We start from the raw sequence: 13,512 nt of genomic DNA, 5'->3' as shown, positions 1-13,512 counted from the left end.
AAATTCCTTTCTGTATAAAAAATAAGAGAGAAGCAATATGCTTCTCCCCTTTAGTAGTTTTAGTCATTTCATTGAAATCGTATAGTCAATAATCTTATCAATTAATGACTGTTGCGCTGCTGTTGGTACAATCCCAAACATATACAGCACATCGTGTATAATTTCTTTAGATAATTCCCTCTTTTCGTCGTCGTTCTTAGCGGTAATCAATCCTAACACATAGTCAGTAGTGTAATTGGCAATATCTAAAACTGCGTTAACCGCCTTAATGTCAATACTTTTAAGTTCTATGGCTTTTACGGCTGCCTGTGTAATATCAATCGTTCTATCTATCGAATCGGCAATATCTGTTGCGCTCTTTTTTGAAATCCAGCCTTTAGATTTTGCATAAGGAAGAGCGACATACCCACCAATCAGAACTACTAATAGTACAGAAACGATTATATAAAAGTTAGTCATAATCGATTGCCCCTCAATATAATTATTTTCACTTACTTATGTACAATTTTTTATTGGCATTATCCCAAGTGATTTTATGTCCCAGTTTAGTTAATCCAGATGCAGATATGTAATTAACTCCATCCTTGAGATAAGCATCGACTACGATATTATTAACTTTCAGCTCCTTATTAACATTGTCCCATGTAACCACATCTCCTAATTTCTCCTTTAGCGAAGAAACGGGAATGTGACTTGAGCCATCTTTAAGAATTCCCTCAATAATAGAATTATCTGATGTGAAAATAGCCTTAATAGTAATAGGGGAAGACGACGAGGGAATGGATTGAGAGGGAGAGAGTGTGGCAGAGTTACTACATGTTTTGTATTCATTTACAACGTCTTTAATCAACTGTTCGAATGTTCTGCCACTGGCAGCAAGTCCAGACTTTGGATCTGTTTTTCGTTCAGGATCAAGGATAAAATGGCCTGTAATATGCTTTCCTGGGTCTAGTCCAAATTTGTAACACGTATAGGCAAGCACCCAGACATAACGTTTATATGCCTCACCAGAGTTAATCTTTGAACCGTAGCAGTATTCTACGCCTATAGCAGCATCGTTCGCATTGCAACCAAAGAGTTCATTGTCTTTTGTTTTGTTATAAAGCACATGCCACGCTTTCTCTGGCGTTCCAGTTAAAGCGGGGATACACTCATAAATAGCCTTATCATCTAAGAAAATATGAGCAGATGCAGATTCATCGTTCTTCGAATTTTCATAGTAGTTAATATTACCTAATGCTGATGAGTTAGGATTTCCAGTATCATGAGCAACAAGAAATTTTACAGACGGTATTTTAATGCCTGATCTTCGTTTTGTTCCACAAGTTAGATATTTAGGGATAATCTCATATTTCATTGTGAATGACATTAATCTCTTTCCCTTCGCGTATTCTTTGATACAATTAAATGGGGCAAATACTTAAATCGTACTTCTTTATGCGGGGAGTCGTTTAATTAGTTGCCCTTTATATATTCGTTTTATCTTCTTCATTGGAGTCCACTTCATCATCAGGAATGAGTTCTTTTTCTTTCTTCTTCATAAACACAAGCAACCAACGCAGGTCATCATAACCACAATCAATTAGATTTTCTACCACACTCTGCCCTTCTCGCAAAAAGAGAACTGTAAAGCAAATAGACTGAATGACATTAGGGATTGCATCAAATGGAGAAATTCTATAAGAAAGACCACATAGAATTAAAACAACTAATACTCCAACCAATTTCTTTCTTGTGCCTCTCCATAGAGACTCAGACGTTAATTTCTTTGTTTTAATTGCGTTATATAGCCCACCGTTTAAATGGGCCACAGAAATATATTTTGTAATAATGTCTAAAGCTAGAGTACACAGTAATGCCATTGTCGCTGGAATATAAGTGTCTGTTGGGAAAATGACATAGGATACGGCAGTTACAACACCAACCCAAACGGGCTTAACAAAATCAATGGATTTTTGGAAATACATCGCTGTATCAAGCATTATTTCTTTAATCTCTTTAAAGATCATCTTTTTACTCCTGTCTCAAATAAAAAGAGGGGAATAATTCCCCTCTCATAAAGTGAAAATTAAATTATAGTGTTATTGCCCGTATGGACGCTGTATGAAGCGCCAGAATGGTTAACTGAAGTTTCCAATGTTGCTCCACTGATAATATTGCGTTCAAAATAGGATTCTGCTTGACAACTTAAACTATACTTTTTGGTTGTACCAAAACCATTAAAGGTGTTATTGTAAGCTGCCCAGTTTTGTGTTCTTCCCCAAGTAGTAATGTTTGAATTGTTAAAAGTGTTATTTGTCCAGATTAATCTTTGACCGGCTGCTGCCGTTACACCTGTTTTGGAATTGAAATAGTTATTTTTTACAATGTCACCTACCATCATGTCCCATCCATCTTCCCAGTCTATATCGCAAGCAGGCGCTCTCTTACCGTTCCTTCTAAAAGTATTCCCTTCTATCCTCCATGATTCTCCGCCACACATTGCTAGACCACAACTAGTGTTGTCCTCGAAGACATTATTAGTAAACCAGCAGTCTATAGGCATTGCTTGTGTATTAAGAAAGGCTAGTGCATTAAAATCACCATCTTGTGTATCGGGAATTGTTTCTTGATAAATAACTAGTTTACAATATTTCGCATTGTTTGGTTTTGGGTAACTCATGAACTGAAGATTATACTTTTGCTTCGATAGGAATTGTTGATTATTATCGTAGAAATAGATACTGTAGAGGCGAGAGCGAAGGTATCCATAGCCAGCATAGCCCAAGTCGTAACCTAACATAAAGTAGTCGCCTAACGAGGCAATATCAATCAAAGTGTTAGTTCTGAATTTATTTAGTGTATCGCTATTATCAACGTTGCCGACATCATTTATTGAGCCCGCTTCAAAGATGATTTTGGGAATGTTTCGACCAGTAGTACCTGTTTTTTGTCTTCTTACTCCTGTCCCCACATTAAAACCAGGTGATTTTGCAAAGGTACAATTCTCGATACCGCATTTATAAGCATCATATACCTGTACTGATAAACATCCTTCATCACCCTCACTGATTGAAGCAAGCGAATCGGCTTCCCCATAAATATTTATATTTCTCAAAATACTATTTTTAATATTATCCATGAGGAATAGATAATAGCCGGTAGATGTTCTTCCGCTTTTTTCTATATCCATCCTTGATCCCGAGAAATCAACAATAGTCTGATCGGGAATATTAAATGTTCCAAGAGGGCGGTTCGTAGTAGGAACAACTAGATAGTTTGCTTTAGGGAAAACAATAGATTTGTATCCATTTGACTTAGCATAAGCAAGAGCATTTTGGATGCCGATTGTTGTAGCTAGTGAGTCAGTTTTATCTGTCTTTATTCCATAATCATTTGGATTTACTATATATTTTTCAGATTCACTAACTGTAATTGGTGTATAATTAACAACTTTCACCATAAAACTATCAGAGAATTGACGACTACTATCCCAAACATTGATCATAGATGTTCCAGCACTGTATGCATCAATAACCCCATACTCGTTGACCGTACATACGGAAGGGTTGGAGGATTCCCAAATCAAGAGATTATCATTATAAACATCAAACGGGAGAGTTGTTGCCCATGCAGCGTAGCTTCGTCCAACATAAAGATCGCCTACTGGCTTTCTATTTATCGCAACACCTGTAACAGTCCTATTAGATATAGGTGCAGCCACTCCTGTTTCTCCCACCTTCACAGTGACAGAATTATTGAAGACTTGAGATCCAAACTTAGACTGAATTGTTACCAATGTTTCGCCCTCATGTATTCCGGTAAGTGTCCCAGTTTGATTGACCATGACAAAACCCGCATTGCCGCTCTCAAAACTGTTATTTATCATAGTCTCATATAGTTTAGGAATCGTTTTTACGCTTAATGCCTGGGTAGAACCTAATGGGATAGTTAAAGGGCTATTAGGATAAATATTTACAGTCGTTAATGGCTCATTAGATTTTATGTACGAATATCTTTCTGAAACCTCTATGTCTGAGAGAGGACGATTATATATGCGAAATGATTGAATGGTCGTAGAGGCTGAATTCAAATTGTATAAATTGCGTCTAATATATAATTTCCCAGTTGTTAAACTAGAGAAATTCCACTTTGAGAAGTCAGTGGGTACGGAAACATTGGTTGCACTCTTTCTCCCGTTAAACCATAAATCGCTTTTCCCGTCTGGATGCAGTCGCAATACATATACATTCAACTCCTGATTCCCATTATGAATATCTTCTCCGGCTTTTGTTACATCTCCGTCAACTATCCAGGCGCTTGTACTAGGACTGAGCAACTTTTCCGCTCCACTTGTGTTTATATACCGAATATTAGTATTCGCTATATTGCTCATATACATATATGAACTAGTGGATTCGTTCCGAAATATATCCCCCTTTACTTCTGTGGCGGCGAATTCAATGGTAATTCCGCTCTCATTGCATCCAATAAGGGCATTAGAGAAAGGTTCGAAGGTTGAATTTACATTAATATAAGCTTCGGGAGATAGTGTCAAACCTTTTTCGCTGATCCATCCATCTTGACCGCTATGATTAACACCAACAAGAGTGCAAGGAGTATTGTTAACTTTGTCATAGATTGCATTCGACACGGTGTTTTTCATATTAGAAAAATTTAATTCGAAGATTGCGCCCTGTTCGCTTTTTGGTGTTTTGACGGACATAGAAACCGAAACAGATGAGCCATAATTGTTCTTTGCGATAATTTCAAACAAATAACTTGTATTTTCGGTTAAAGAGCTTACCGTATAACTCGATGACGATGTACTACCGATCATCACCCCATCTTTGTAAATGTCATAGGAAGTGGCTCCAGTTGAAGGTAGCCAGCTAAGAGATACGGTAGTTCTAGAGATGCTGGATACATACAAATTCGTAACCACACCAGGCGGTGTTTGTGGTGCGCTCACTATATCAACACCAATACCTTTAACATTTCCAGAAGAACGAAAGCGAAGATATGATGAGTTTGTTGGTGTTTTTAATTCATAAGCGAATAATTCATTATTACTTCGAAAACGCAGTGAAGATTGCGTTAAATCATTTAATGAATAATAGGGTATTTTTAAAGTCTTACCATTATGATTAAAATGATGAAAACCTCTAGGAGTTAGCATATAAATCACTCCTAAAGAACAATACATTGTTATCAGTTAGGTCCTCTGTTACGACAGGAACTTTTAATCCTTTTGACACCACCCATTGATTATTTGATAAAGTTAATGTGCCTCCTATTGCTGGATCTTGTACTTGAATTCCTGTCAAATCATTCATTGAATACTTATCTTTTATCCTTTTTGTAATTGAAGGCATACATATCAGTTCCTTTCTAATTAAAAAGCGGCGTTCTCTCAAAAAATAGATACACGCCGCAATATTTGGGTTACTTCAAGACATTATAGTTTTGAGTTAATTCGGTATCTGTGAGACCACGATTGTAAATAGCGAAGTGTTTGACCAAAGAGGTGCCGCTCAATATAGCGCCTCCGATTAAACACGGTGAATCATTTGTAGTTGAAGGGAAAAGTTCATGAGTGGAGGGAATCGTAAGGGATGATACTATAATGTTATTCACTTTAAAGATAAGCGATGTGCCTCTTCGGAGTAGGACGATGTGAACGTTTTCGCTATTAGAAACAACAGAAGACTGCCCGCCGTAATCTTTTGTAGTACTATTGCTATTATCGATAGTCTTTAAGTACCAACTTATCGTGCTACTGCCATCCATTTTAATATACAATTTATTTGTATTATTGAGACCAGAGACAGGTGAATTATAATGAAGTACGCTTGAGTATTTAGGAATAATACCCGTATATGTAAAAGTAAAGTCACCATTGCCCACGAAATAGTTTTGTGGGTTATGTAAGAAATTGCATCCAAGCGGAAGTGCACTTAAATTTTCTCCCCAGACTTTCAAAGAAGCATCGTTTACGGTACCATCTGTAGGAGTTGTACCTAAGTTAGTGGTTGTAAGTGCAACCGAAGTTTGGTAAGAAATGTTTCCGGCCTCATCAACAGACTTAAGATAAACATTCGTAGTATTATTTTTAGGCAATCCTAAAAGTCTTGCCTGTTTAATATTGCTTACCATCTGTGTTGTGCCATCAATATACCCCGAATCTGAATAGATGAACATCGTTCGAGCATCCAATGAATCATATTTAATGACAGCACTAGTATCTTTAATATCTGAGATATCAGATACAGTGGGAGCCCCTGGAGGAGTAATGTCATAAACTATGGAACTAGAGGCCACTGAAGATATGTTCCCAGCAGGATCTTTTACAATTGCTTTCACAGGTTTGTTGCCTGTCAATGAAAGAGGGCTAGTATAAATTGAACTTGATGTATTAGGTGCTGTGCCATCAAGTGTATAATATATCACTCCTCCCACCTTGCTAGAAGTCATAGATACGGTGACACTTGCCGTATTGTAAGTCCAACCAGGGGAGGCATTTAATGTTACCGAAGGTACGACCATATCGAATGTGTATGTGGCAGTATAGACAGTACTTACATTACCTGCGTCATCTACGCCGATTGCTTTAATCGAGAAGGGACCTACTGTTCCAGTGTTAATTGGAGAAGAATAGAGGGTGCTAGATACTGTGGGAGTAGAACCATCTGTTGTATAGTAGATTTTTGACGACTCATTTGGAGAGATAGAAACGGTTTTACTAGCATTATATAGCCCAGGTGGAGGATTAAAGGTTAATGTAGGAGGAGTAGAATCAACTACTTGCACACTAGTGGTTACAGAAATAGAACTACCCGAAGAAATATTACCACTTGAGTCTTTAGCTTTTACATTGAACGTATAATTCGTCCCTGCTGTTAAGCCGGTCAAGGTGTAATTGGTTACCGTAGTAGTCCCAACATACGAAGAACTATTATAAATATCATATCCCGAAGTATCTGTGCTACTTGACCCTGTCCAATTTAACATAACAGAATTTTGGGTGATTGAACTGGCAGCTAGATTCGTTACGTTGGCCGGAGGAGTGATATCGGAAGTGAGAAGAGTAAAAGTAACTCCAGACGAAACATTCCCCGATTTATCAACAGATTTAACTGTAATATTGTAAGAAGTTTTTTCGGTTAATCCGGTGATTGTATAGTTGTTATTTTTAGTTGTGCCGATTTTACTTTGATAACTATATATCTCATAATGATCGATATCAATTGAGTTAGAAGATGTCCACTCTATAGTAGCTGAGGTAGCTGTTACAACAGACGAATGGAGATAGGTTATTTCATTAGGAGCTGTGTTATCTGGGAAATAGCCCGAAATTGTATCAGTTAGAAGACCTTTGACTAGCACGCGATAAGGAGAATTAGAATTCACTGAAACAGAGGTGAATCCCTCTAAAAATTCTTCCTCAATACTTCTTGCCGCTACAACAAAAACAAGGTCATTGGCTGTGAAAAGTAGATCAGAGTATCCATCATTACAAACAGTCAGACTAAATGCGGCCCCAGTAAACATTCTTTCCTGTCCAGTATCGCCATCAAAGTAATCTTTTAACACGTATTTGGGGTATGGTGAACCAGATCGGAGAGCGTAAGCTTTTGCGAAAAACGTTCCTGAAACAATCTCTACAGTAGTAAAAGGATTAAGTACTTCATCAAATTCTTCGTTTGGTAAGACGTTAATGGTCATGCCATTTACCTTAAACGTAACTTTGTCCGTACCTAAGTTTACTACAAAAAGTCGATACATAGGTTGAGGCATATTTCTGATTCCAACTGTTGTCCATGTGTCCTTTATGGTAAACTCTGTTTCTAGGGAACTCATAGATGAACTAGTATTTGGAGTTTTTAATACGTAAGAATCAGAAGGCATATCATATGCAAGCACATTATTGTTGGTTTTATTTGTTGTATTAACATCAGACAAGTCTTCTAGTGCCACTGTCTTAGACGAGATTAACTCATTTATTTTGCTTGCTGAAAGAGTAGAGGCAGTTGTATTAATATTGCTATCATCAATTGCTGTACTTGCTGAACCAGCAGCCTGATAAATATCCCAATAAGTATTGTTAGTAGGAGAGATACCGGCTGGTGCGTTTTTAATACATATGTAGATCGAACCCGATAAAGAAACCGTATCATTCTTTTTGTACGCCAGTGAAGGATCATATGCTCTCTTAAATGTAATAGCGCTACCGCCCATTGAACCTAGAAAAAAACCCAAAAAATTTCCTCCTTTAATAAGCTCCGAACCAATTAAACGTAACTCCCGACTCTATAAACTTCAAAGATGTAATGGGTACGTCTATTTCTGAAATATTTAATCCTTGTCCCGCTCTAATAAACTTTGGATTAGGATCATTGTTTAATAAGACACGACAATCATCATCATTCATGAGTGTAAATTTGTATAGCGAATACCCAACTGTCCAACTAGGAGGAGGAGAGGGGATTACTTCCAAGTTAGCCACCGATGTCTCCAATCCGGGTGATGCTAAGAATCCACTTCCAATTCGATAAGACATAAAAATTCTTCCTTTCCATTTCTCTTTATATACTTATTAATTTAAAGAAAGGTAAATTTAACTTCTCTAATCTCTGTACAATGAAATATATGTGACGGTGCGAGTTACATTGGTATTGTTGTACAAGCGAACACCCCATCCTGTATTTCTCCATTCCACAGGGGCGTTTTCTTCTGAAGTCAAATAAAAACTAACAGATGAAAATGAGCCTTGATCCGCTTTGAATGCCCAACTTCTTTTGCCTGTAATATTGTCCGTTACCATTACGAAGACAGCATACTGAGCATCGGTTAATTTACTTCCTAAAATATACATACCATTAGCCTGAATGTCGATACTAGAAGTGACCCCTTGAATGGGTCTATTAGGCGTTAATGTTCCGATGATATCGAATACATTAGTGCCCGCTCGAATATTAGCGGGTACCAGATCAGGATCAGAAGCTCCCACACGGATAGTCCCGTTGTAATATCCCTCTGGAACTAGGTGCCATATACCACCAGCCGATGTAGAAACCGTATTAGTCGCTGCCAAGTTACCTTCTATGCTACGATTAATCATAGTTCCACTAATAACGCCGTTTTCTGTGCCAAAAGTATTACCTACTAGCACTTTGTCAGCAGTTACATTTCCATACTCACCTCCTTCACCCAATAGGATAAAATTTGTGCCATCCCAAAATAGTGTATATACACTGGCATACAATTTAGCTGCGTTTCCATTTTGCTTCTTAATTGCACCAGCAACTCCATTGTTAATTTTCAGTGTGGGAGAAGATGATGACGCAACGTTAAATTTGATTGTGAATTTCTGATTAGATGCGATGTTTTCTGATGTAGTGATAGAAAACGCATCGCCTGAATTAGTGGTTGTTCCAAGATGGGGAACATGTTTAGAGTTGGAAGCAGAATGATTAGAGAGAGCAGAGTCTACAGAAATCACATTGCTTTGTACTTCATTAACTGCTCCCACAAGGGATTCTTTTTGATTGGTGACAAGGCTTCCCATCACACCGATATCATTTCTTAATGAACCTGCTGCCGTGCTGTCTAGGTATAAAATTACCGCGTTTAGTTTACTATCTATAGCTACAAGAGCATTATTTTTCTCATTTTGAATCACATTTTTAGCCGTTACTAATGTGCTGTTATACTCGTTTTGTTTAGCGAGAATGTAATCATCAACGCCATCCTTAATGAAAATCTGCATATTAACCAAAGCATCTTGAAACTTGTTCCAGTCTTCAGATGAGATGAGGTATGATCTCAGAGTTGTGATTAATGAGTTAAGCTCTGCCTCTTCTGATGTCGAACGATTCGCTTTCAATTTTAACTCTTGAAAACGAAGCATATTTGGAACTTGGGATGCTGAAATCTCATATCTGTACTCAAACTGGTCAATACTACTCGGGAAATTTGATAAATTCGCCATCTATATAATCACTCCTGTTATTTATGCATCTAAAGCGATATTGGGAGTAATGTCATCTCCCCCTAAGATTGAATCTGAATAAAGTTGTAGGTTATTTATCCTTGCTGTGTGGTCAGAATCATCATTATAAAGGGTTGCCACTATGTTCATATCGCCTGAAATTTGCTGGATACAAACAAAGAAGCTATTCCCCTGAAGAGAATTGCTTACATAATGAGACTTAAAGTTACTTTGTTCTTTAAATAAATGAAATCTATTATCTTTATCAGAATATAAAAGTGTCATGCTTCCATTATTGCTTTTTAAAACAATGAGACTTTGATTTAATACCATATCTCGAAACCACATTTTAAGTGTGAAGTCATCCTCAATATTAAACATGGAGATATCATCAAGAAAGAATACATTGTTTCTAAGGTCTAACTCTTCGCCATTAATAAAGAACGGGGCCGATTTTGTCTTTCCCAATACTTGAATCGTCTTCCAGGAGATTTTAATTCCGGCATCGTCAGTGTTTTCTGCTGTCAGATTTAATTTGATATTGGGTTGAGTGTAGGAGACTGTAAATTTAACTAAGCCGCTTGTACCCGTTAGACCTTTAACCGATGTAACTTGGAACTCAACATAATAAGAAACATTGCTTTGTAGTTCACTGAATATGTACTCTATAGGCGACTTAGTACTAATATTTGATTCGGCGATCTTCACCTTCTCGTCATTGTATAGATACACAATCCATGATCGAGAGGGCGAATTTTCCGCTTGAACATAATTAGCACTAAACAAATAAGAGGGGGAGGTGATTAAGGGAATAGGGGGGATAGTAATCACCGGTCTTGAAGAAGTTTGAAATATTTCGGAGTCGCTAGTGATACTTAATCCAGACTGATTCCAAATTGTAATATTAATTTTGTACTCTGATCCATTTGTAATACTGGCAGATGGGACTATATGAGAAATGGAAAAAGAAGTTAGCTTACCACTATCATATTTCAAAGTATTGTCATAATTATTATATATTCTTACCTGATAAGCATAACTAAGATCGCCAGTAACTTGCCAAGATATTAAGTTTGAGTCATTAGCATCTATCGTTTGTCCTCTAATGCTGATGGCATATGGCCTTTGAATTGACACTTATTTAATTTTCTCCTTTCTGATAGCTAATAGAGCTAAATTCCCCTTCGACATAAAACAAATTTATCGAGAAGTGAACCATTCGCGTAGATGACCCACACATGATTCCCCGGCTGAAAGTTAACATCAGGGTTGCAGCTAATTTCTTGTGACACAGAAGACCCATTAATAAAAACTTTAAGACGAGTAGAGGATATAACAGAGTCAACTTTCCCAAGCTGCCAATTACCTTTTAAAAGATTCCTTTTATCAAGTTCTTGTTCAACAATTTTACTAACCATATTGATAACGTATTGCTGATCCATATCAAGAGACATCTAATCCAATCACCCCGTTATATAAAGTTCCAGTTTTCAATAACTTTTCTATATCTCAAGCATTCTATTTGCATTATGTCAGCCTTTAAAGGAATGGAAAAACTCTCAATTAAATATTTATCACCATATAAATTATTTTCATGATCTTCAATAGTAATAACATCATTAATATCATGGAGATAATTAGGAGAGATATTTAGAGTCAAGCGCTCTGTATATGAAAGACGTTTCATCAATTCATATTTAGCTCTCCAGAGGCAACTATTTGCATCAAGTAAAGGATCTGGATTGAAATCATTGTGTCCATATAACAAGTCTCCTATTTTCTCAATTGTATAGGGACTATCTTTCCATAGTGGATTGGATTCAGTTACAATGAGCTCATAACGAGAACTAGCGGTTCCCCCGCTACCACCATAAACCACAATATGATTGGCAAGGTTAGATTCGTCTAGCTTTCTTACGTTGCCTGCATAGAATTTTTCGTTTATGTCACCATACTTATAGCTCCAGCTTGAAGGCTCTGTTTCAAAGCTGTTTAAGTCAATATTTTTAAGCCTCAAATATCCATAAACATCATAGTAAACTCTACATTTAGCTAAATCGGCGAGTTCTGTTATAGCCGACCACAGATCACTACCAGCATCATACGTCAGTGCATATGGAACGGTTGAAGTCACAGTATCAAAATTAAACATAGTTTCTCCAACTTTTCCCGCAAGCATCTTAATTGCCGTTCCAATATTCAAGCCCACTTCTAATGTTGTTTGTGTTTTTAGTTTCCCTCGATTACCTGTGAATAGATAACCCTTATCTTGCCCACTAATAGTCGTGATTTTTCCATCTTTAGTATGAGAATCCTGAAGATCAGTTAATAGATAAACACCTTGAGGAATCCACTCAATCGTCCCATTTCTCAATTTAAGACCAATAAAGAGTTTTAAGCGTTTATCTAAAAATACAAGTTGATTTTCTCCAAATGTAAACTCATTCTTCTTATTATTTAACGCAAAGGAAAAGTTTCTTGTCACTGAGCGATTGCTATCGACGCTTATGGAGCCCAAATCATTTTTAGTTACATATTTGGTATACTCGTTTATGTAATTCATTTTGTAATCATAGAACTCAAATTTTAAATATGCTTCTTTTATTGGTGATTTTAAAGCTTTTAAAAAATCGGCAGAACATGGGAGCATTAGATTTCACCCCTCATATATTCATCATATCCACCAATTTCAGTACAAGAAATCTTCAGAACGCCATAATCATAGCCTTTCCAAGTATTTTTAGGTGTGGAGAATGTAGGAGAGTGCACATCACATACAAACATTTTCCCATTTGAAGATTTAATTAGAAATGGACGGTGTTCTTTAATAATTGAGTTAATGAATTCTTCATATTTGATACCTGAGCGTTCAAATTCAGAAGGGATAATAACGGTTTCTAACTCGAACTCATGAAACTCACCTTCTGAATAAAAAATGGACGGATATTTGGATAGTGTTTCAATAACTGTTCTTCCTTGATTTAAAGAAGTTTCAATATCACCGACATCGCCAATGGACTTATCGAATGGTAAGCTAATATTATTTGTTTTATCAATTAACCAGAACCCAGTAAAATCACTAGAAGTTTTTATGCTAATACTTTTACCATCTAGAGCATTTTCAGCTAATGGAACGATACTATATATATATTCTTCGTTGCTCTGTGTGTAGTCTGTGTATTCAATAGTTTCTCCATTGATGAATTTAACGGTATCAAGAGTGTAACCGTTTAGTTCATTGGCTTTTCTCCGTCTGATTTGGAAACTTACAATTTTTAGGCCACTATTCTGGATATTGCCACCTTCCAGATCACCAAGAAATTGAAATATAGCTTTAGTGTCAATATCCCATTCGTCCTTATCGGGAGAAGTATTAACATTTTCTGTGTTCTCTCTAATAGAAAACTCGTCCACAATACAATTTTTCATCTCTACATAAGAAATATTTTTTAAAACACTGCCAGGCGAACGGAAAAATTGTGTGCCGTAAAAATCTAGACCGATTACAGTCATTTATTTCACCTCAATATAAAATAAGAGAG

Annotated in this window: 10 protein-coding genes; all 10 read right to left on the bottom strand. The window is 36.7% G+C overall.

Translation table 11 applies throughout. The features are described 5' to 3' along the window. Positions 1 to 63: 63 nt before the first annotated feature. Positions 64 to 459 carry a hypothetical protein gene (locus tag F4V43_RS02635; protein ID WP_150456692.1) on the bottom strand — a complete coding sequence of 132 codons (396 nt, stop codon included), beginning with the start codon at positions 457 to 459 and terminating at the stop codon, positions 64 to 66. Positions 460 to 487: 28 nt separating this feature from the next. Then, positions 488 to 1,369, bottom strand: a complete 882-nt coding sequence (locus tag F4V43_RS02630; protein ID WP_150456691.1) for an N-acetylmuramoyl-L-alanine amidase — start codon at positions 1,367 to 1,369, stop codon at positions 488 to 490. A gap of 97 nt (positions 1,370 to 1,466) precedes the next feature. Continuing rightward, positions 1,467 to 2,009 (bottom strand): phage holin family protein, encoded by a 543-nt coding sequence (locus F4V43_RS02625; RefSeq protein WP_150456690.1) that lies wholly within the window; start codon positions 2,007 to 2,009, stop codon positions 1,467 to 1,469. 59 nt (positions 2,010 to 2,068) lie between these two features. Next, a complete protein-coding gene (locus tag F4V43_RS02620) occupies positions 2,069 to 5,158 on the bottom strand; it encodes a fibronectin type III domain-containing protein (protein WP_150456689.1) in 3,090 nt (1,029 codons plus the stop codon). Continuing rightward, entirely contained in the window at positions 5,145 to 5,354 is a 210-nt protein-coding gene (locus F4V43_RS02615) for a hypothetical protein (protein ID WP_150456688.1), read from the bottom strand. The genes F4V43_RS02620 and F4V43_RS02615 overlap by 14 nt, the downstream gene beginning before the upstream one ends. 70 nt (positions 5,355 to 5,424) lie before the next feature. Continuing rightward, positions 5,425 to 8,238 (bottom strand): fibronectin type III domain-containing protein, encoded by a 2,814-nt coding sequence (locus F4V43_RS02610; protein ID WP_150456687.1) that lies wholly within the window; start codon positions 8,236 to 8,238, stop codon positions 5,425 to 5,427. Positions 8,239 to 8,605: 367 nt separating this feature from the next. Beyond that, complete coding sequence (locus F4V43_RS19610) at positions 8,606 to 9,970, bottom strand: hypothetical protein (RefSeq protein WP_191089451.1); 1,365 nt, start codon at positions 9,968 to 9,970, stop codon at positions 8,606 to 8,608. Positions 9,971 to 9,991: 21 nt separating this feature from the next. Then, positions 9,992 to 11,107, bottom strand: a complete 1,116-nt coding sequence (locus F4V43_RS02600) for a hypothetical protein (protein ID WP_191089450.1) — start codon at positions 11,105 to 11,107, stop codon at positions 9,992 to 9,994. Positions 11,108 to 11,441: 334 nt separating this feature from the next. Beyond that, positions 11,442 to 12,620 (bottom strand): hypothetical protein, encoded by a 1,179-nt coding sequence (locus F4V43_RS02595; protein WP_150456686.1) that lies wholly within the window; start codon positions 12,618 to 12,620, stop codon positions 11,442 to 11,444. Continuing rightward, entirely contained in the window at positions 12,620 to 13,483 is an 864-nt protein-coding gene (locus F4V43_RS02590; protein WP_150456685.1) for a hypothetical protein, read from the bottom strand. Before F4V43_RS02590 ends, F4V43_RS02595 begins: the two co-directional genes overlap by 1 nt. Between the last annotated feature and the right edge of the window lie 29 nt (positions 13,484 to 13,512).

The organism is Paenibacillus spiritus, assembly GCF_008710135.1.
Classification (GTDB): domain Bacteria; phylum Bacillota; class Bacilli; order Paenibacillales; family Paenibacillaceae; genus Paenibacillus_AQ; species Paenibacillus_AQ glufosinatiresistens.
Note: the sequence above shows the minus strand (reverse complement) of the source record. Positions and strands in the feature narration are given on the sequence as shown.

Bases quoted from the DNA above. Each gene is read 5' to 3' on its own strand.
- F4V43_RS02630 (WP_150456691.1), bottom strand. From the start codon at position 1,369: ATGTCATTCACAATGAAATATGAGATTATCCCTAAATATCTAACTTGT.
- F4V43_RS02620 (WP_150456689.1), bottom strand. From the start codon at position 5,158: ATGCTAACTCCTAGAGGTTTTCATCATTTTAATCATAATGGTAAGACT.
- F4V43_RS02595 (WP_150456686.1), bottom strand. From the start codon at position 12,620: ATGCTCCCATGTTCTGCCGATTTTTTAAAAGCTTTAAAATCACCAATA.
- F4V43_RS19610 (WP_191089451.1), bottom strand. From the start codon at position 9,970: ATGGCGAATTTATCAAATTTCCCGAGTAGTATTGACCAGTTTGAGTAC.
- F4V43_RS02625 (WP_150456690.1), bottom strand. From the start codon at position 2,009: ATGATCTTTAAAGAGATTAAAGAAATAATGCTTGATACAGCGATGTAT.
- F4V43_RS02635 (WP_150456692.1), bottom strand. From the start codon at position 459: ATGACTAACTTTTATATAATCGTTTCTGTACTATTAGTAGTTCTGATT.
- F4V43_RS02615 (WP_150456688.1), bottom strand. From the start codon at position 5,354: ATGCCTTCAATTACAAAAAGGATAAAAGATAAGTATTCAATGAATGAT.
- F4V43_RS02590 (WP_150456685.1), bottom strand. From the start codon at position 13,483: ATGACTGTAATCGGTCTAGATTTTTACGGCACACAATTTTTCCGTTCG.